Genomic DNA, 19334 nt, shown 5'->3' with positions numbered 1-19334 from the left:
CCCCGCCATGAAAAAACCCTGGAAAATTTCGCCAGTGGTCGTGCAAGGTGCCCGGCGAGGGCTTTAAAGGGCGTTTAAACGCTTGTTGATGCCTGAAATTTCCCGTTTCAATACGCGTATGCCAAACTAACCCGCATATAGACAAGGTGAAAACTCTCTAATGGCCGATTGGCAGTCCCTCGATCCCGAGGCCGCTCGTGAAGCGGAAAAATATGAAAACCCTATTCCTAGCCGCGAACTGATCCTGGCGCATCTCGCCGACCGGGGTTCGCCTGCTAGCCGCGAGCAGTTGGTTGAAGAATTCGGTCTGACCACCGAAGACCAGCTCGAAGCCCTGCGCCGCCGCCTGCGCGCCATGGAGCGCGACGCTCAACTGATCTACACCCGCCGTGGCACCTACGCGCCTGTGGACAAGCTCGACCTGATCCTCGGTCGCATCGCCGGCCACCGTGACGGCTTCGGCTTCCTGATCCCGGACGACGGCAGCGATGACCTGTTCATGAGCCCTGCGCAGATGCGTCTGGTGTTCGACGGCGACCGTGCCTTGGCACGCGTTTCCGGCCTCGACCGTCGCGGTCGTCGCGAAGGCGTGATTGTCGAAGTGGTATCCCGTGGTCACGAGACCATCGTCGGCCGGTACTTCGAAGAGGGCGGTATTGGTTTTGTCGTTCCGGACAACCCCAAGGTGCAGCAGGAAGTGCTGATCACCCCAGGCCGCAACGCCAACGCCAAGGTCGGTCAGTTCGTCGAGGTGAAAATCACCCACTGGCCAACCCCGCGCTTCCAGCCTCAGGGCGATGTGATCGAAGTGGTCGGCAATTACATGGCGCCGGGCATGGAAATCGATGTCGCGCTGCGTACCTACGATATTCCTCACGTCTGGCCCGAAGCCGTGGTGAAGGAAGCGCGCAAGCTCAAGCCGGAAGTTGAAGAGAAGGACAAAGAGAAGCGTATCGACCTGCGCCATCTGCCGTTCGTGACCATCGACGGCGAAGATGCCCGCGACTTCGACGACGCGGTCTACTGCGAAGCCAAGCCGGGCAAGCTGCGCCTGTTCTCCGGCGGCTGGAAGTTGTACGTGGCGATCGCCGACGTTTCCAGCTACGTGAAGATCGGCTCGGCCCTGGATAACGAGGCCCAGGTGCGCGGTAACTCGGTGTACTTCCCTGAGCGCGTGATTCCGATGCTGCCGGAGGAATTGTCCAACGGCCTGTGCTCGCTGAATCCGAAAGTCGACCGTTTGGCCATGGTGTGCGAGATGACTATCTCGAAAACCGGCGAAATGACCGACTATCAGTTCTACGAAGCCGTGATCCATTCCCAGGCTCGCCTGACCTATAACAAGGTCAGCACTATCCTGGAAACGCCGAAATCCAGCGAAGCCAAGGCTCTGCGTACCGAGTATGCGGGTGTAGTGCCGCACCTCAAGCAGCTGTATGCGCTGTACAAGGTGCTGCTGGGCGCGCGTCATGTGCGTGGCGCCATCGACTTTGAAACCCAGGAAACCCGGATTATTTTCGGTTCCGAGCGCAAGATTGCGGCGATCACACCCACGACCCGCAATGATGCACATAAGCTGATCGAAGAGTGCATGCTGGCGGCCAACGTGGCCACGGCTGAGTTCCTCAAGAAGCATGAGATCCCTGCGCTGTACCGTGTGCATGACGGCCCACCGCCGGAGCGTCTGGAGAAACTACGCGCTTTCCTCGGCGAGCTTGGGCTGTCCCTGCATAAAGGCAAGGAAGGCCCGACGCCGAAGGATTATCAGGCACTGCTGGCGAGCATCAAGGATCGTCCGGATTACCATGTGATCCAGACCGTGATGCTGCGCTCCCTGAGCCAGGCGGTGTACAGCGCCGACAACCAAGGCCACTTCGGCCTGAATTACGAGGCGTACACTCACTTCACTTCGCCGATCCGTCGTTACCCGGACCTGCTCACGCACCGCGCGATCCGCAGTGTGATCCATTCCAAGATGAACACCCCGCACGTCAAGCGCGCCGGTGCCATGACCATTCCGAAGGCGCGCATCTATCCGTACGACGAAGCGGCTCTGGAGCAGTTGGGCGAGCAGTGCTCCATGAGCGAGCGCCGCGCCGACGAAGCCACGCGCGATGTGGTGAACTGGCTCAAGTGTGAGTTCATGAAAGACCGCGTGGGCGAGTCCTTCCCGGGCGTGATCACTGCCGTAACCGGTTTTGGTCTGTTCGTCGAGCTGACCGATATCTATGTCGAGGGCCTGGTGCACGTCACCGCCTTGCCAGGCGACTACTACCACTTCGACCCTGTGCATCACCGTCTGGCGGGCGAGCGCACCGGTCGCAGCTTCCGTTTGGGCGACACGGTGGAAGTGCAGGTCATGCGCGTCGATCTCGACGAGCGCAAGATCGACTTCGGTATGCCTGATAAACCGGTCGAGCCGACTGGCCGTAAAAAACGTGGCGGCGATACCGCTGCGCCAGTTAGCAAGGGCAAAGGTACGGCTGCCAAGACGGCTGAACCTGAGCCGGCTAAAGCCGCTCGCCGTTCGTCCGCCAAAGACAAAGCTCCCGATGCCTATCGCCCAAGCGACGCGGCGGCGAAAAACGCCGAGCTGCGCAAGAGTCGCGAGTTGAAACAGCAGTTGCTCAACGAAGCCAAAAGTGGTGGTAAAGCGGCGTCTGGGGGAAAGTCCCACGGCGCGGAAAAACCGTCGAGCAAACCGAGTAAACATCGTAAAGGCCCGCCGAAAGCGGGTTCGGCTCCCGCGAAAAGCGGCGGGTCGCGCAAACCTAAGGCCAAGTCATGAGTCTGGAAAAAATCTACGGCGTACACGCCGTAGAAGCCCTGCTGCGTCACCATCCCAAGCGCGTCAAGCAGGTATGGCTGGCGGAAGGTCGCAGCGAACCGCGCGTGCAGGCGCTGGTTGAGTTGGCCAATGAAAACCGTGTCGCCATCGGCCAGGCCGAGCGCCGTGAGATGGATGCGTGGGTCGAAGGCGTTCACCAGGGTGTCGTGGCCGATGTCAGCCCAAGCCAGGTGTGGGGCGAGGCCATGCTCGATGAGCTGCTCGACCGTACCGAGGGCTCGCCGCTGTTGCTGGTGCTGGACGGCGTGACCGATCCGCACAACCTCGGCGCCTGTCTGCGTTCAGCGGATGCTGCCGGCGCGCTGGCGGTGATTGTGCCTAAAGACAAGTCCGCCACCCTGACGCCGGTGGTGCGTAAGGTGGCCTGCGGCGCAGCGGAAGTGATTCCGCTGGTGGCCGTGACCAACCTGGCGCGCACCCTGGAGAAACTCCAGCAACGCGGTTTGTGGGTCGTGGGCACGGCGGGCGAGGCCGAGGTCAGCATTTATGACCAAGACCTCACCGGCCCGACCATTCTGATCATGGGTGCCGAAGGCAAAGGCATGCGCCGCCTGACCCGCGAGCACTGCGATTACCTGGTGCATTTGCCGATGGCCGGTAGCGTCAGCAGTCTCAACGTTTCGGTCGCGACCGGCGTGTGCTTGTTTGAAGCCCTGCGTCAGCGTGGGGCCAAAAAGGCGGTCGCTTCGCGTAAGTCCTAAGCTTCAAGCTGCAAGTTAACAGCACGGTGGTTGACCACTTGTAGCTTGTAGCTTGCAGCTTCCCCCCTGCTCCTCTACTATTGCGCCCCTTGCCTTCCTGGCAGGCATCGATGTGCCTCCCTGCGGCAAGATCCATAAGTGTCATTCACTCCTTGTCTGACCGTTTTTGAGCGGCAGGCTACAACCCGTAAGGAGCATTCATGCGTCATTACGAAATCATCTTTTTGGTCCACCCGGATCAAAGCGAGCAAGTCGGCGGCATGGTTGAGCGTTACACCAAGCTGATCGAAGAAGACGGCGGCAAAATCCACCGTCTGGAAGATTGGGGCCGTCGTCAACTGGCCTACGCAATCAACAATGTTCACAAGGCTCACTACGTGATGCTGAACGTTGAGTGCACTGGCAAGGCCCTGGCCGAGCTGGAAGACAACTTCCGCTACAACGATGCAGTGATCCGTAACCTGGTCATCCGTCGCGAAGAAGCCGTTACCGGCCAATCCGAGATGCTCAAGGCTGAAGAAAACCGCAGTGAGCGCCGTGAGCGTCGCGACCGTCCTGAGCACGAAGGCGCTGATAGCGCTGACAGTGATGACAGCGACAACAGCGATAACGCTGACGAGTAATCCACGGACCTTTTAAGGAGCCTATCAAATGGCACGTTTCTTCCGTCGTCGTAAATTCTGCCGCTTCACCGCTGAAGACGTGAAAGAGATCGATTACAAAGATCTCAACACTCTGAAAGCCTACGTATCCGAGACCGGCAAAATCGTTCCAAGCCGTATCACCGGTACCAAAGCACGTTATCAGCGTCAGCTGGCCACCGCTATCAAGCGCGCCCGCTTCCTGGCCCTGCTGGCCTACACCGACAGCCACGGCCGCTGAGACCGGGCAGTCGACAAGTAGTAAGGGATTGAATGCATGCGCGCCTTAGCTGAGTTCATCATGCGCGGTCGTATGCAGGCCACTCTGGTAGTGGCTGGCTGTGCGGCGTTGCCGTTGCTTTATTGGTTGGGTGCTGCCGCGGGTTGCCTTGTGCTGCTGCGGCGCGGTTTGAAGGACGCCGTTGGCGTTCTTGCCCTGGGTTTGTTGCCGGCCTTGATCTGGTGGCTGCAAATGGGTGATCCACGAGTGCTTCTGGTACTGCTGGGGTCATCGAGCCTTGCGTTGGTTTTGCGCGCAAGCGAGTCCTGGGTCCGCACGCTGCTGGTCAGCGTGGCATTGGGGTTGGTGTACTCAGTGATGCTTGGCGCGGCTTTCCGCCCGCAAATCGAGGCGCTGGCACAGGAGATCGTCAAGATCCTGCCGCTGGCCCTCGGGGATCTCTACCAGCAATTGTCGGTAGATGAGCGAGCGCGGTTTGCGTCACTGATTGCCCCGGTCCTGACCGGCCTGATTGCGGCATTGTTGCAGGTCGTCAGCGTGCTGAGCCTGATTCTTGGGCGTTATTGGCAGGCGTTGTTGTACAACCCGGGTGGTTTTGGTCGCGAGTTTCGCAGTATCAGAGTCCCCGCGGGACCGGCGATGTTGCTGCTGGCGTGCATGGTTGTCGGACCGAACTTCGGTCCACAGATGGCCTTGTTGGCGCCGATTTGCAGTGTACCGCTGGTGTTTGCCGGGCTGGCCCTGATCCATGGGCTCGCCGTGCAGAAGCGCCTGGCCAAGTTTTGGCTGGTGGGGTTGTACGTGACGCTGTTGCTGTTCATGCAGCTGATCTATCCGTTACTCGTGGTTCTGGCCATTGTCGACGGCCTGATTGATTTTCGCGGTCGTCTGGCGCCGAAAGACGCCGATAACGCGAACGGTGAAGGTTAAAAGTTAGAGGATTTTCACATGCAACTGATCCTTCTGGAAAAAGTCGCCAACCTGGGCAACCTGGGCGACAAAGTGAACGTTAAGGCCGGCTACGGTCGTAACTACCTGCTGCCATACGGCAAAGCCACCGCTGCAACCGCTGCCAACCTGGCTGCGTTTGAAGAGCGTCGCGCTGAGCTGGAAAAAGCCGCAGCAGACAAAAAAGCATCGGCCGAAACTCGCGCTGCCCAACTGGCTGAGCTGGAAGTGACTATCACTGCCACCGCCGGTGACGAAGGCAAGCTGTTCGGTTCGATCGGCACCCACGACATCGCTGATGCACTGACCGCCTCCGGCGTTGAAGTGCAGAAGAGCGAAGTTCGTCTGCCGAACGGCACCATCCGCAACGTAGGTGAATTCGACGTAGCCGTGCACCTGCACGCCGAAGTTGAAGCCACCGTACGCGTTGTTGTGGTAGCTGCTTAAGGCTGTACCTAACTGACTGGCACCTCGCGTGTCAGCCAGTTAACATCGGGCACGATCCTGTTTACAGGTCGTGCCTTTTGTTTTTCTACACACCCCAAATTCCAAGTGGCCATGAACGATATTTCCGCTCCTGAGCAATACGATCTGCAAACCGCTGCCCTGAAGGTGCCGCCGCATTCCATCGAGGCCGAACAGGCCGTGCTCGGTGGCTTGATGCTGGACAACAACGCCTGGGAACGCGTGCTGGATCAAGTCTCGGACGGGGACTTCTATCGTCATGACCATCGCCTGATTTTCCGCGCCATCGCCAAGCTGGCCGACCAGAACTCCCCGATCGACGTGGTGACCCTGGCCGAGCAGCTCGATAAAGAAGGCCAGACCTCCCAGGTCGGCGGCCTCGGTTACCTGGGCGAGTTGGCGAAAAACACGCCGTCCGTCGCCAACATCAAGGCCTATGCCCAGATCGTGCGTCAGCGCGCCACGCTGCGTCAGTTGATCGGCATCAGCACTGAAATCGCCGACAGCGCCTTCAACCCCGAAGGCCGCACCGCAGAAGAAATCCTCGATGAAGCCGAGCGCCAGATCTTCCAGATCGCCGAAGCCCGGCCGAAAACAGGCGGCCCGGTAGGCGTCAACGAGCTGTTAACCAAAGCCATTGATCGGATCGACACCTTGTTCAACACCGATGCGGCCATTACCGGTATTTCCACCGGCTACACCGACCTCGACGAGAAGACCAGCGGCCTGCAGCCGGCCGACTTGATCATCGTGGCCGGCCGTCCGTCGATGGGTAAAACCACCTTCGCGATGAACCTGGTGGAAAACGCCGTGTTGCGCAGCGACAAGACCGTGCTGGTGTACTCCCTCGAGATGCCAGGCGAATCGCTGATCATGCGTATGCTGTCGTCCCTGGGCCGCATCGACCAGACCAAAGTGCGTTCCGGTCAGTTGGAAGACGACGACTGGCCGCGCCTGACCTCGGCGGTCAACCTGCTCAACGACCGCAAATTGTTTATCGATGACACGGCGGGCATCAGCCCTTCGGAGATGCGTGCGCGTACCCGTCGTTTGGTGCGTGAGCACGGCGACATCGCCTTGATCATGATCGACTACCTGCAGCTGATGCAGATCCCGGGCTCCAGCGGCGATAACCGCACCAACGAAATTTCCGAGATCTCCCGTTCCTTGAAAGCCTTGGCCAAGGAATTCAACTGCCCGGTGGTGGCACTGTCCCAGCTCAACCGTTCCTTGGAACAGCGCCCCAATAAACGCCCGGTGAACTCCGACTTGCGGGAATCGGGTGCGATCGAGCAGGACGCCGACGTGATCATGTTCGTATACCGCGACGAGGTGTATCACCCGGAGACCGAGCATAAAGGCATCGCCGAGATCATCATCGGCAAGCAGCGGAACGGGCCGATCGGCTTTATCCGCCTGGCGTTTATCGGCAAGTACACGCGCTTCGAAAACCTGGCGCCGGGCAGCTACAACTTCGACGACGACGAATAAAGCCTTCTGCTCAATTCCGACCATTACCGTCGGAATTGGTCATATTTTGTGCTATATTCCGCGCCCGCGATTTTTCATCTCAACACCGGTCACCGTCATGCAAACAGCCAAGCCGTTATTTGACTATCCCAAGTACTGGGCCGAATGTTTCGGCCCTGCGCCATTCCTGCCGATGAGCAGGGAGGAGATGGATCAGCTTGGCTGGGATTCCTGCGACATCATCATCGTCACCGGTGATGCGTACGTTGACCATCCGTCGTTCGGCATGGCGATCATCGGCCGGCTGCTGGAGTCCCAGGGCTTCCGCGTCGGGATCATTGCGCAACCGAACTGGCAGTCCAAAGACGACTTCATGAAGCTCGGCGAGCCGAACCTGTTCTTCGGTGTCGCGGCCGGCAACATGGACTCCATGATCAACCGTTACACCGCCGACAAGAAAATCCGCTCCGACGACGCCTACACCCCTGGCGGCATGGCCGGCAAGCGCCCGGACCGCGCCAGCCTGGTGTACAGCCAGCGTTGCAAGGAAGCCTACAAGAATGTGCCGATCGTGCTCGGCGGCATCGAAGCTTCCCTGCGCCGCATCGCCCACTACGACTACTGGCAGGATCGCGTGCGCAACTCGATCCTGATCGACGCCACCGCCGATATCCTGCTGTACGGTAACGCCGAGCGGGCCATCGTCGAGGTGGCCCAGCGCCTGTCCTGGGGCCACAAGATCGAAGACATCACCGATGTGCGCGGCACCGCGTTTATCCGCCGTGACACGCCGGCGGGCTGGTACGAAGTGGACTCCACCCGCATCGACCGTCCGGGCAAGATCGACAAGATCATCAACCCGTATGTGAACACCCAGGACACCCAGGCCTGCGCCATCGAGCAGGAGAAAGGCCCGGTCGACGACCCGGAAGAAGCCAAGGTCGTGCAGATCCTGGCCAGCCCCAAGATGACCCGCGACAAAACCGTGATCCGCCTGCCGTCGGTGGAAAAAGTGCGCAATGACGCGGTGCTCTATGCCCACGCCAACCGCGTGCTGCACCTGGAAACCAACCCAGGCAACGCCCGCGCCCTGGTGCAAAAGCACGGTGAAGTGGACGTGTGGTTCAACCCGCCGCCCATCCCGATGACCACCGAAGAAATGGACTACGTGTTCGGCATGCCTTACGCACGCGTCCCGCACCCGGCGTACGGCAAGGAGAAGATCCCGGCCTACGACATGATTCGCTTCTCGGTGAACATCATGCGTGGCTGTTTCGGTGGCTGCACCTTCTGCTCGATCACCGAGCACGAAGGCCGCATCATCCAGAACCGTTCCGAAGAGTCGATCATTCGCGAGATCGAAGAGATCCGTGACAAAGTCCCAGGCTTCACCGGGGTGATCTCGGACCTCGGCGGCCCGACCGCGAACATGTACCGCATCGCCTGCAAGAGCCCGGAAATCGAATCCGCGTGCCGCAAGCCATCGTGCGTGTTCCCTGGCATCTGCCCGAACCTGAACACCGACCATTCGTCGCTGATTCAGCTGTACCGCAGCGCCCGTGCATTGCCGGGAGTGAAGAAGATCCTGATCGCCTCCGGTCTGCGCTACGACCTCGCCGTGGAATCGCCGGAATACGTGAAAGAGTTGGTGACTCACCACGTCGGTGGTTACCTGAAGATCGCCCCGGAACATACCGAGGAAGGTCCGCTCAACCAGATGATGAAACCGGGCATCGGCAGCTATGACAAGTTCAAGCGCATGTTCGAGAAGTACACCAAGGAAGCGGGCAAGGAACAGTACCTGATCCCGTACTTCATCGCCGCTCACCCCGGTACCACCGATGAAGACATGATGAACCTGGCGCTGTGGCTCAAGGGCAACGGTTTCCGCGCCGACCAGGTGCAGGCGTTCTACCCGTCGCCGATGGCCACCGCCACCGCGATGTATCACTCGGGCAAGAACCCGCTGCGCAAGGTCACTTACAAGAGTGACGCAGTAACCATCGTCAAGAGCGAGGAGCAGCGCCGTCTGCACAAGGCTTTCCTGCGCTACCACGACCCGAAAGGCTGGCCGATGCTGCGCGAAGCGCTGACCCGCATGGGCCGCGCCGACCTGATCGGGCCGGGCAAGGACCAACTGATCCCGCTGCATCAGCCGAGCACCGACAGCTACCAGAGCGCCCGTCGCAAGAACTCGACGCCGGCCGGTAGCCACAAGGTCGCCAAGCAGACCACCACCAAGATCCTCACCCAGCACACCGGCCTGCCACCTCGTGGCAGCGACGGCGGCAACCCGTGGGACAAGCGTGAACAAGCCAAGGCCGCGGCCCAGGCGCGTAACAAGCAGGCGGCTAAGGAGCGTAGCGATGCGGCCAAGGGCAAGGGTAGCAAGCCAGCCCGTAAGCCGGTGGTGCCGCGTTGATCGTCGCTTGAAAATGCAAAACGCCAGCCTTGTGCTGGCGTTTTGCTTTCTGGTCGGGGGTGAGGCTGTTTGGTAAGGTGGCGCCCATTGAAGCGCTATCGGGGGCAAGCCCTCTCCCACGCTTGACCGCATTCACGCTCCAATTGTGGGAGGGGGCTTGCCCCCGATAGCGTCAGTCCAGTCTCCACCCTTCAAGGAAGAACTCCTCATGGGCAATCCTCTGGCCGGCATCGGTATGGACTCCAACCGCTCCCAGTTCATGGCGCGCCAGCGCATCGAAAGTCAGATCAACTTGCCACGCTTATTCGCCGCCATTGACGCCGACCCCGGCATCGTCGGCGCAGGCGTGGTGTATATCGACGCCGACTTCAACGTCGTCACCCTGCGCGAATTCAAGCCCATTTGCAGTATCAAGCCCAAGCGCATCATTTTGCGTGAAGCGCAGAAGTACATTTCGCCTGCCCAGTTTGTAGAGCAGGTGAAGACCGACCCCCGTGAAGGTCGCCTGCAGAAGGAGGCGTTTGATATGGGGCTTTCCTGCGGCGCGGCGGTGATTGGCTGGATTGTGGTGTTCAGCGGCAGTGTCGCTGTACCGTTCACCGCCGGCGCCAGTGCTTTTGTGGTGGGCATTGGCGTCACGGCGGCATTGGCCAGCAGCGCGCAATGCGGTTTTGGCGTGGCGCGTACTTACAACGAAGTGCTTGACCCTGAAGCCAACGATCGCATGGACGACGCGGAATGGTATGGCGCCGTTTCCCCAGTTCTCGATGCCGCGTCGCTGGTGGGCATCGGCACGGGCGCCTTGACCACGTTCCGGCTGCTCAAGGCCAAAAAAGCTGCCGCATTAGGCAAGAGTTGGTACGAGTTGCTCAAAGGTCTGACGCGCCAGGAGCGTAAGAAGTTGACCAAGGAGTTGCTCAGCCTGAGAGACCCGAGCCTGACCCCCAAATTGATCAAATTGCAGCAGCGTGCCGGCAAACTGACCAAAAGCTACAGTTCGACGCAAATCCGTCATGCCACGCTGACGCAAATCAAGGATGCATTGGGGGGCCTGCTGGGGATCTGGGGCAGCTATCGAACCGGCCATGTGGGCACGGCTGAAACCATTGCGATCGGTCTGTTCGAGGATTTGACGGAATGAAGGGCTTTCCCGACATGGGCAGCTTCCTGGCGCGCTATTTTCCCGTATTCATGGGTACCGTGTTCATGGCGATCTTTTCCGGCTCGGCCGCAGTGTCGATGGCGGGCGTGACGTACCTGCGCGGAGTTGATCCCGCGCTCAAGTCCAGCTATTCAGGGGCTGCGATCCTGGTATTGGTGGCGGTGCTAGTGTTTGGCAACGTGATGATCGCTCGAGGCTATCCCTGGGCGACCAGGCTGGTGGCAGGCTACCTGGTGTGCTGCCTGTTGTTCGTCGTGCCGATGATTCAATACGACCTTCACTTGCTGGTATACGGCTCGGCGTTGTTGTTTCCTTTGCTGGGGTTGCTATTGCTCAACAGCAAGCGCCACCGCGAAATGCGCCACAGACTCCTCGAAATACGTCGTCTGCGCCAAGCCGTCGTTGCGCAGCGAAAAGCCCGTTGATTGGCTGGATTTGCCCTTCATTCGCGTACTCGCGTCACAAATAGGTGCAACGCTTGCACTATTGCCCTCTACGATGGCGCCGTTTTGGTGCTGTACTGCACCGGGTCTTACGATAACGCGCAATGACCGCTGCTCTGGCATAAGTCTTGCGCGCTATGTGCCCATGCCCTGGCTCGCAGGAGGCCGCCGTGTCGATTCATGTCGCGTTGCACCACGTTACGCATTACCGCTACGACCGTGCTGTCGAACTCGGCCCGCAAATTGTGCGCTTGCGCCCGGCGGCCCACAGCCGTACGCGGATTTTGTCCTATGCGCTGAAAGTGCTGCCCGAGCAGCACTTCATCAATTGGCAGCAGGATCCCCAGGGCAATTACCTGGCGCGCCTGGTGTTTCCGGAAAAAACCGCCGAACTGCGTATTGAAGTCGATCTGGTCGCCGAGATGGCGGTGTTCAATCCGTTCGACTTTTTTCTTGAGCCCTACGCCGAAAACATTCCCTTCAACTACGCCGTCGACGAGCAGCGCGAGCTGGCGCCGTACTTGGAAACCCTGCCACTGACGCCGAAGTTCGCTGCTTACCTGGCCGGTATCGACCGCACGCCGCTGCCGGCGGTGGACTTTCTGGTGGGCCTCAATCAACGCCTGGCGGCGGACATCGGCTATCTGATCCGCATGGAACCCGGTGTGCAGACCCCGGAATTCACTTTGGAAAACGCCTCGGGTTCGTGCCGCGACTCGGCCTGGCTGCTGGTGCAACTGTTGCGCAACCTGGGGCTGGCGGCGCGGTTTGTGTCGGGTTATCTGATCCAGCTCACCGCCGACGTCAAAGCCCTGGACGGGCCGTCCGGCACCGATGTGGATTTCACTGACCTGCACGCCTGGTGTGAGGTGTACTTGCCTGGTGCCGGCTGGATCGGCCTGGATGCCACCTCCGGCCTGTTCGCGGGGGAAGGGCATATTCCGTTGGCTTGTAGCCCCGATCCTTCCTCTGCCGCACCGATCAGTGGGCTGGTGGAGCCTTGCGAGTGCGAGTTTGCCCATGAAATGTCGGTGGAGCGGATCTGGGAGGCGCCACGCGTCACCAAGCCTTACACCGAAGAGCAGTGGCACGCGATCCAGGCCCTGGGCCGGCAGATCGACGGCGACCTGCTCAAGCACGACGTGCGCCTGACCATGGGCGGCGAACCGACCTTCGTGTCCATCGACGACCCCGACGGCGCCGAGTGGAACACCGCCGCGCTCGGGCCGGACAAGCGGCGCCTGTCCGCCCAATTGTTCCAGCGCATGCGCCAGCACTACGCGCCCCAGGGCCTGGTGCACTTCGGCCAAGGCAAGTGGTACCCAGGCGAACAACTGCCGCGCTGGTCGCTCAATTGCTATTGGCGTCGCGACGGCGTGCCGATCTGGCACAACAGCGCACTGATCGCCGACGAGCAGCAGGACTACGGCGCCAATGACGAGTTGGCTGGGCGCTTCCTGGCCAGCGTCGCCGAGCGCCTCAAATTGCCGGCGCGTTTCGTGTTCCCGGCCTTCGAAGATCAGTTTTATTACCTGTGGCGCGAAGGTGCACTGCCGCAGAACGTCACGGCCCAAGACCCGCGACTCAGCGACGAACTGGAACGCGAGCGCCTGCGCAAAGTGTTCAGCCAGGGTTTGGATAAAGTCATCGGCCATGTGCTGCCGCTGGCGCGCACGGCGGCCAATGACCGCTGGCAGAGCGGGCGCTGGTACCTGCGCGATACCCATTGCCGGTTGGTGCCGGGGGACTCGCCCCTGGGCTACCGCCTGCCATTGGCGTCGCAGCCCTGGGTAACGGCGGCGGAGTATCCGTTCGTGCACCCCACAGACCCTAACCAGGATCTGCCGGAGCTGCCGGATAACGCGCAACTGCACCATCACGCCGAGCCGGCCCCCAGCGACGAACGCATGCCGCAGGTGGACGAGTCCGCCGATTGGCTGACCCGCACCGCGCTGTGCGCCGAGGCTCGCGAAGGGCGGCTGTACCTGTTTATGCCGCCGCTGGAGCGCGTGGAAGATTATCTGGAACTGGTCGCCGCCATCGAAGCCAGCGCAGAAGAACTGCATTGCCCGCTGCTGCTGGAAGGCTACGAGCCACCGGCCGATACGCGGCTGAGCAACTTCCGGGTCACGCCGGACCCGGGCGTGATCGAGGTCAACGTGCAACCGTCCGCCACTTGGGATGAGTTGGTAGAGCGCACCGAGTTTCTCTACGAAGAGGCGCGACAAACCCGACTGACCACGGAAAAATTCATGATCGACGGGCGCCACACCGGCACCGGCGGCGGCAACCACTTCGTACTCGGCGGCGCCACGCCCAAGGATTCGCCATTCTTGCGTCGTCCGGATCTGCTGCGCAGCCTGATCAGTTACTGGCATAACCACCCGTCGTTGTCCTACCTGTTTTCCGGGCTGTTTATCGGCCCCACGTCCCAGGCGCCGCGGGTGGACGAAGCGCGCAACGATGCGCTGTACGAGCTGGAGATCGCCTTCGCGCAAATGCCCGAACCCGGTGAGGAATGCCCGCCGTGGCAGGTCGACCGCCTGCTGCGCAACCTGCTGATCGATGTCACGGGCAATACCCACCGCGCCGAGTTCTGTATCGACAAACTCTACTCCCCCGACGGCGCCACCGGTCGTCTGGGCCTGTTGGAACTGCGTGCCTTTGAAATGCCGCCCCATGCGCGCATGAGCCTGACCCAGCAGTTGCTGCTGCGCGCCTTGGTCGCGCGGTTCTGGCGTGAACCCTACGCCCCGGCCAAGCTGGCGCGCTGGGGCACCGAGCTGCATGACCGTTTCCTGCTGCCGCACTTTATCGAGCAGGACTTTGCCGACGTTATCGTCGAACTCAATGCCGCAGGGTATCCGCTGCGGGCCGAATGGTTTGCCGCGCACTTGGAGTTTCGTTTTCCCAAGGTCGGCGACTATGCCGTCAGCGGTATCGAGCTGGAATTGCGTCAGGCCCTGGAACCCTGGCATGTGCTGGGCGAAGAGGGCGCGGCGGGCGGCACGGTGCGTTATGTGGATTCGTCCCTGGAGCGCCTGCAAGTGAAGCTCACCGGCCTGCCGCCGCAACGATACCTGTTGACCTGCAACGGCATCCCGGTGCCGTTGCAACCCACTGGTCGTGTCGGTGAGTTCGTCGCGGGTGTGCGCTACCGCGCCTGGCAACCGGCCAACTGCCTGCAACCCACCATCCCGGTGCATGCGCCGCTGGTGTTCGACCTGCTCGACACCTGGATGCAGCGCTCGCTGGGCGGCTGCCAGTACCATGTTGCGCATCCGGGCGGGCGCAATTACGACAGCTTGCCGGTGAATGCCAACGAGGCGGAGAGCCGGCGCATGGCGCGGTTTTTCCGGCTCGGCCATACACCCGGAAAGCTCCCCGTACCGACCATCGTGATCAACGATGAATTACCGATGACCCTGGATCTACGACGCTTTGCCAATAAGAATGACTGACTGCGATTGAAAGGTGGGAGGGCCCAGCTCCTGCCCACCGTTGATTGCAATGAATCTGAGTTAACCTGAGCCCCTTTGCCTCTGCCGAGCGTTCCATGTCCGACTTGCTCGACCGTTACCCGCTGACCGCGGGCACTTATCATGAATTGCTGGACGACAGCGGTGTAGTACGTGCCCATTGGCGACGCCTGCTCGATCACCTGCAGCGCAGCACCCCGGCGCAGCTGGCCCAGCGTCAGGCGCTGTTGACCCGGCAGATCCAAGAAAACGGCGTGACCTACAACGTCTACGCCGACCCTAAAGGCGCCGACCGCCCATGGGAATTGGACCTGCTGCCCCATGTGCTGGCCTTTGACGAGTGGCAGCATCTGGCGGCGGGTATCGCCCAGCGTGCGCGCTTGCTCAACGCGGTGCTGGCCGATCTGTATGGCCCGCAGCGCTTGATCAAGGAAGGTCTGCTGCCGGCGGAACTGGTGTTCGGGCATAACAACTTTTTATGGCCGTGCCAGGGCATCCAGCCGCCCGATGGCACGTTTTTGCACCTGTATGCGGTTGACCTGGCGCGCACCCCGGATGGCCGCTGGTGGGTCACCGCCGACCGCACCCAGGCGCCGTCGGGTGCCGGCTACGCCTTGGAAAACCGCACCATCGTGTCCCGTGCCTTCCCGGACCTGTACCGCGACTTGCAGGTGCAGCACCTCACCGGTTTTTTCCGCACACTGCAGGAAACCTTGGCGCGCCAGGCCCCCGGCGATGATCAGACGCCGCTGATCGTGCTGCTTACCCCAGGGCGTTTCAACGAAAGCTACTTCGAACACCTCTACCTCGCCCGTCAGCTTGGTTACCCGCTGGTGGAGGGGGGCGATCTCACTGTGCGCGACAGCCGCGTGTTCCTCAAAACCCTCAGTGGCCTGCGCCGCGTGAACGCGATCATGCGCCGCCTGGACGACGACTTTTGCGACCCGCTGGAGCTGCGCACCGACTCAGCCCTCGGCGTGCCCGGCCTGCTCGATGCGGTGCGCCAGGGCAATGTGCTGGTGGCCAATGCCCTGGGCAGCGGCGTGCTGGAGTCTCCGGGTTTGCTGGGCTTTCTGCCGAAGATCAACCAGTTTTTGTTTGGCGAAGAACTGATCCTGCCGTCCATCGCCACTTGGTGGTGTGGCGAGGCGCCAGTGCTTGCCGAAGCCTTGGAAAAACTGCCGGAGTTGCTGATCAAGCCGGCATTTGCGTCGCAGAGTTTTACCCCCGTGTTTGGCCGCGATCTGGATGATGCGCAGCGCCAGGCCCTGACCGAACGCATGCGCGCGCGCCCTTACGCGTACGTGGCCCAGGAGCTGGCGCAACTGTCCCAGGCGCCGGTGTGGCACACCGAAGAGGATCACCTGCAACACCGTGCCATCGGCATGCGCGTTTACGCCGTGGCCAGCGACGACGGCTATCGCGTGCTGCCTGGCGGCCTGACGCGCGTCGCCGCCGAGGCCGATGCCGAGGTGGTGTCGATGCAGCGCGGTGGCGCGAGCAAAGACACCTGGGTGCTCGGCGAGCGGGCGCCCGGCGGCGAACAGTGGCGCGCACAGCGTTCCATCGGCGCCCATGACCTGGTGCGCCGCGACCCGTATCTGCCCTCGCGGGTGGTGGAAAACCTGTTCTGGTTCGGCCGGTATTGCGAGCGCTGCGATGACAGCGCGCGCTGGCTGCGGATCGTGCTGGCGCGCTATGTCGACGGCGACGACCCGCTGGCGTTGCAGGCGGCGGTGGAACTGGGCGAGAACTTGCGCTTGTTGCCGGAGGAGGGCGACCTGCCCGAGCGTCTGCTGGCCGCGTTGCTGGGTGACGACTGGCCGTCGAGCCTGCGCGCCAACCTGCAACGCTTGCAATGGGCGGCGTCCCAGGTGCGCGGCAAGTTGTCCCGGGAAAACTGGCAGGCCCTGGTGGAGCTGCAGCGCGAAGCCTTGGAGTTGGAGCGCGAAACGGCGGACTTCGGCGAGTTGCTGGACTTTCTCAACCGCCTGGTGATGTCCCTCGCGGCGCTGTCCGGGTTCGCCCTGGACGACATGACTCGCGATGAAGGCTGGCGCTTCTTGATGATGGGGCGGCGCATCGAGCGCCTGCAGTTTCTCAGCAGCAGCCTTGCGGCGTTCCTGCGCGGCGTGGCGGTGTTCGATCAAGCGGGGCTGGAATGGTTGCTGGAATTGGGCAACAGCAGCATCACCTACCGCTCGCGCTACCTGGCGGTGCCGCAACTGATCCCGGTGCTCGACCTGTTGCTGCTGGACGAGCAGAACCCCCATGCGGTGTTGTTCCAGCTCAAACTGGTGAGCCGCACCTTGCGGCGGCTCAACGACGACTTTGGCGTGCCGCGGGAAACCGGCCTGGGGCCGTTGGTGGAGCGCCTTACGCGCTTCGACCTGAGTTGCCTGGAGAACCCGCTGTTCGGCGAGTCCGGCGTACGCGCCGCGCTGGATGGCCTGGCCGACCTGCTGCAAGCGGTGGCCGATGAGAGTGGGCAAGTGTCGGATCGCCTGGCGCTGCGCCACTTTGCCCATGTGGATGATGTGAGCCAGCAAACGGTGTCGCTGTGATGAGTGCGCGCTATCAGGTTTTCCACGATACCCATTACCACTACGACAGCCCGGTGTCCCTGGCCCAGCAGTTGGCGCATCTGTGGCCGCGTGCGTGTGAGTGGCAGCGCTGCAGCGCGCAACAGTTGGATATCAGCCCGCAACCGTCTTCACGCCGCGACGAGCTGGATGTGTTCGGCAACCCCATCACGCGCCTGGCGTTCGAGCGGCCCCATGACGAACTGCTGGTCAACGCCGGATTGACCGTGGAAGTGCTGGCGCGCCCGGCGCCGGATTTCGCCCGGTCACCCGCCTGGGATCAAACCCGCGACAGCCTGACCTACAGCAGTCGCCCGATGTCGCCCGAGGTGATCGAAGCGTGCCGTTATCGCTTCGAGTCGCCCTATGTGCATTTGAAACACACCTTCGTAGACTTTTCGGAAAGCTGTTTTGCGCCGGGGCGACCATTGCTGCTGGGCGTGCAGGCGTTGATGCAGAAGATCTTCAGCGAATTCACCTTCGATGCCGAAGCCACCCAGGTCGCTACACCGCTGGTGGAGGTGCTGGAACGCCGTCGCGGCGTGTGCCAGGACTTCGCCCACCTGATGCTTGCGTGCCTGCGCTCCCGTGGCCTGGCGGCGCGTTATATCAGCGGTTACCTGCTCACCCAGCCGCCACCCGGCCAGCCACGGCTGATCGGCGCCGATGCGTCCCATGCGTGGGTTTCTGTGTATTGCCCGGTGTCGGGCTGGGTGGATTTCGATCCGACAAATAACGTACAGCCGGCACTGGAGCACATCACCCTGGCCTGGGGCCGGGATTTTTCCGATGTGTCGCCGTTGCGTGGGGTGATTCTGGGGGGAGGGAGCCATGACCCGGAAGTGCGGGTGACGGTGATGCCGCTGGAGTAACGGTGGATTGTGGTGAACAGGGCGGGCCTGTTCACCACAAAGAAAATTATTCAGCCGGATCTTTTGGTGTTTCGGTCTCGTCGCTCGTCTCTTCACCATCGGCATCCGGGTTCAGCGCGCCGGCTTCTTCATCGGCGGCGGCTTTCTTGCGTTGCAGCTTTTCCTCTTTCTTCTGTTCCTTGGCCAAGTCTCTCTGACGTTTGGCGAAGGAGTAATTAGGTTTGGCCATGGGCAATCCTCTAGGGTCGAAGGTGAGGGTGGGCGGCACGCGGCTGCCTCGGGTCGCCATGGTAGCAGCTTAGCAGCGCGCTTGGCCTTCACTTACCGCAGGCGTAGGCGGCCAGCAGGCCGTTGAACAGTTGGTTGAGGCGCATGGCTCGGACTCCAGTGGATGAGGGAGCCGATCATAAGCAGGCTGCGGCACTTTGGCCGGTTGATTATGTCGATAGGTCTGATAGCCTAAAGTTGTATACAATTTGTTGATTCAGATCATAGGAAATCGTGCCTGTCTCAGGCACCCTTGCCGCATCATGCGTTTTTAACCCTGCCTTGGAGATTCACATGTTTGCCAAAATCGTTGCTGTTTCCCTGCTGACATTGGCCAGCGGCCAGTTGCTGGCTGCAGAGTGCAAGATTACCGTCGACTCCACTGACCAGATGTCCTTCAACACCAAGGAAATCACGATCGACAAGAGCTGCAAAAAATTCACCGTCGAATTGACTCACTCCGGCAGCCTGCCAAAAAACGTCATGGGCCATAACTGGGTGCTGACCAGCGCCGCTGACATGCAGCCGGTCGCGACCGATGGCATGGCCGCCGGTATCGAAAAGAACTACCTGAAAGAAGACGACGCCCGCATCATCGCCCACACCAAGATCATCGGTGCCGGCGAGAAAGATTCCGTGACCTTCGACGTGTCGAAGCTGGCCGCGGGTACTGATTACGCATTCTTCTGCTCGTTCCCAGGCCACATCTCGATGATGAAAGGCACTGTGGTCGTCAAGTAAGCGCGCGTAATCGTTCATCGGGGGCAAGCCCCCTACCACCTTGGATTGTGAA

The 19334-nt window shown here is 61.3% G+C and carries 15 protein-coding genes; 14 read left to right on the top strand and 1 reads right to left on the bottom strand.

Going from position 1 to position 19334, the window contains the following annotated elements:
* Positions 1–160 precede the first annotated feature (160 nt).
* From rnr to QRN41_RS12055, 13 genes are all read left to right on the top strand, one after another.
* Complete coding sequence (gene rnr / locus QRN41_RS12115; RefSeq protein WP_167416801.1) at positions 161–2788, top strand: ribonuclease R; 2628 nt, start codon at positions 161–163, stop codon at positions 2786–2788.
* Entirely contained in the window at positions 2785–3549 is a 765-nt protein-coding gene (rlmB, locus tag QRN41_RS12110) for a 23S rRNA (guanosine(2251)-2'-O)-methyltransferase RlmB (RefSeq protein WP_285421613.1), read from the top strand. Before rnr ends, rlmB begins: the two co-directional genes overlap by 4 nt.
* 200 nt (positions 3550–3749) lie before the next feature.
* On the top strand, positions 3750–4172 hold the full coding sequence (gene rpsF, locus QRN41_RS12105; RefSeq protein ID WP_003236224.1) for a 30S ribosomal protein S6: 423 nt from the start codon (positions 3750–3752) through the stop codon (positions 4170–4172).
* A gap of 28 nt (positions 4173–4200) precedes the next feature.
* On the top strand, positions 4201–4431 hold the full coding sequence (rpsR, locus tag QRN41_RS12100) for a 30S ribosomal protein S18 (RefSeq protein ID WP_002551829.1): 231 nt from the start codon (positions 4201–4203) through the stop codon (positions 4429–4431).
* Between the two features lie 36 nt (positions 4432–4467).
* Positions 4468–5361: a YybS family protein gene (locus QRN41_RS12095; RefSeq protein WP_285421612.1), complete on the top strand. Its 894-nt coding sequence runs from the start codon at positions 4468–4470 to the stop codon at positions 5359–5361.
* 18 nt (positions 5362–5379) lie between these two features.
* Positions 5380–5826: a 50S ribosomal protein L9 gene (rplI, locus tag QRN41_RS12090; protein WP_003171376.1), complete on the top strand. Its 447-nt coding sequence runs from the start codon at positions 5380–5382 to the stop codon at positions 5824–5826.
* Between the two features lie 111 nt (positions 5827–5937).
* Positions 5938–7335 carry a replicative DNA helicase gene (dnaB, locus tag QRN41_RS12085; RefSeq protein ID WP_034095616.1) on the top strand — a complete coding sequence of 466 codons (1398 nt, stop codon included), beginning with the start codon at positions 5938–5940 and terminating at the stop codon, positions 7333–7335.
* A 97-nt stretch (positions 7336–7432) separates the two neighbouring features.
* Entirely contained in the window at positions 7433–9736 is a 2304-nt protein-coding gene (locus QRN41_RS12080) for a YgiQ family radical SAM protein (RefSeq protein ID WP_285421611.1), read from the top strand.
* Between the two features lie 208 nt (positions 9737–9944).
* Complete coding sequence (gene ssp4, locus QRN41_RS12075; protein ID WP_034095618.1) at positions 9945–10877, top strand: Ssp4 family T6SS effector; 933 nt, start codon at positions 9945–9947, stop codon at positions 10875–10877.
* Positions 10874–11323, top strand: a complete 450-nt coding sequence (locus tag QRN41_RS12070) for a hypothetical protein (RefSeq protein WP_034136663.1) — start codon at positions 10874–10876, stop codon at positions 11321–11323. The genes ssp4 and QRN41_RS12070 overlap by 4 nt, the downstream gene beginning before the upstream one ends.
* 188 nt (positions 11324–11511) lie before the next feature.
* Positions 11512–14802: a transglutaminase family protein gene (locus QRN41_RS12065; protein WP_285421610.1), complete on the top strand. Its 3291-nt coding sequence runs from the start codon at positions 11512–11514 to the stop codon at positions 14800–14802.
* 95 nt (positions 14803–14897) lie between these two features.
* Complete coding sequence (locus QRN41_RS12060; RefSeq protein WP_034095621.1) at positions 14898–17384, top strand: circularly permuted type 2 ATP-grasp protein; 2487 nt, start codon at positions 14898–14900, stop codon at positions 17382–17384.
* The gene (locus tag QRN41_RS12055) at positions 17384–18274 is read left to right on the top strand and encodes a transglutaminase family protein (RefSeq protein WP_285421609.1); all 891 of its coding nucleotides are present in this window, start codon (positions 17384–17386) and stop codon (positions 18272–18274) included. Before QRN41_RS12060 ends, QRN41_RS12055 begins: the two co-directional genes overlap by 1 nt.
* A 46-nt stretch (positions 18275–18320) precedes the next feature.
* On the opposite strand, the gene QRN41_RS12050 is transcribed toward QRN41_RS12055, so the two are convergent.
* Positions 18321–18503, bottom strand: a complete 183-nt coding sequence (locus QRN41_RS12050; protein ID WP_034095623.1) for a hypothetical protein — start codon at positions 18501–18503, stop codon at positions 18321–18323.
* Between the two features lie 332 nt (positions 18504–18835).
* On the opposite strand from QRN41_RS12050, the gene azu reads away from it, so the two are divergent.
* Positions 18836–19282, top strand: coding sequence for an azurin (azu, locus tag QRN41_RS12045; protein ID WP_034111536.1), 447 nt, complete (start codon positions 18836–18838; stop codon positions 19280–19282).
* The last annotated feature ends 52 nt before the right edge of the window (positions 19283–19334 follow it).

Origin of the sequence: Pseudomonas sp. efr-133-TYG-23 (assembly GCF_030209215.1) — a bacterium.
In the GTDB taxonomy this organism is placed as follows: domain Bacteria; phylum Pseudomonadota; class Gammaproteobacteria; order Pseudomonadales; family Pseudomonadaceae; genus Aquipseudomonas; species Aquipseudomonas rhodesiae.
The sequence above is the reverse complement of the archived record's forward strand: the minus strand, read 5'-3'. Positions and strand labels throughout refer to the sequence as shown.

What these genes read in the sequence shown, in the direction of transcription:
- rnr (WP_167416801.1), top strand. Translation starts at nt 161, where the DNA reads ATGGCCGATTGGCAGTCCCTCGATCCCGAGGCCGCTCGTGAAGCGGAA.
- rlmB (WP_285421613.1), top strand. Translation starts at nt 2,785, where the DNA reads ATGAGTCTGGAAAAAATCTACGGCGTACACGCCGTAGAAGCCCTGCTG.
- rpsF (WP_003236224.1), top strand. Translation starts at nt 3,750, where the DNA reads ATGCGTCATTACGAAATCATCTTTTTGGTCCACCCGGATCAAAGCGAG.
- rpsR (WP_002551829.1), top strand. Translation starts at nt 4,201, where the DNA reads ATGGCACGTTTCTTCCGTCGTCGTAAATTCTGCCGCTTCACCGCTGAA.
- QRN41_RS12095 (WP_285421612.1), top strand. Translation starts at nt 4,468, where the DNA reads ATGCGCGCCTTAGCTGAGTTCATCATGCGCGGTCGTATGCAGGCCACT.
- rplI (WP_003171376.1), top strand. Translation starts at nt 5,380, where the DNA reads ATGCAACTGATCCTTCTGGAAAAAGTCGCCAACCTGGGCAACCTGGGC.
- dnaB (WP_034095616.1), top strand. Translation starts at nt 5,938, where the DNA reads ATGAACGATATTTCCGCTCCTGAGCAATACGATCTGCAAACCGCTGCC.
- QRN41_RS12080 (WP_285421611.1), top strand. Translation starts at nt 7,433, where the DNA reads ATGCAAACAGCCAAGCCGTTATTTGACTATCCCAAGTACTGGGCCGAA.
- ssp4 (WP_034095618.1), top strand. Translation starts at nt 9,945, where the DNA reads ATGGGCAATCCTCTGGCCGGCATCGGTATGGACTCCAACCGCTCCCAG.
- QRN41_RS12070 (WP_034136663.1), top strand. Translation starts at nt 10,874, where the DNA reads ATGAAGGGCTTTCCCGACATGGGCAGCTTCCTGGCGCGCTATTTTCCC.
- QRN41_RS12060 (WP_034095621.1), top strand. Translation starts at nt 14,898, where the DNA reads ATGTCCGACTTGCTCGACCGTTACCCGCTGACCGCGGGCACTTATCAT.
- QRN41_RS12055 (WP_285421609.1), top strand. Translation starts at nt 17,384, where the DNA reads ATGAGTGCGCGCTATCAGGTTTTCCACGATACCCATTACCACTACGAC.
- QRN41_RS12050 (WP_034095623.1), bottom strand. Translation starts at nt 18,503, where the DNA reads ATGGCCAAACCTAATTACTCCTTCGCCAAACGTCAGAGAGACTTGGCC.
- azu (WP_034111536.1), top strand. Translation starts at nt 18,836, where the DNA reads ATGTTTGCCAAAATCGTTGCTGTTTCCCTGCTGACATTGGCCAGCGGC.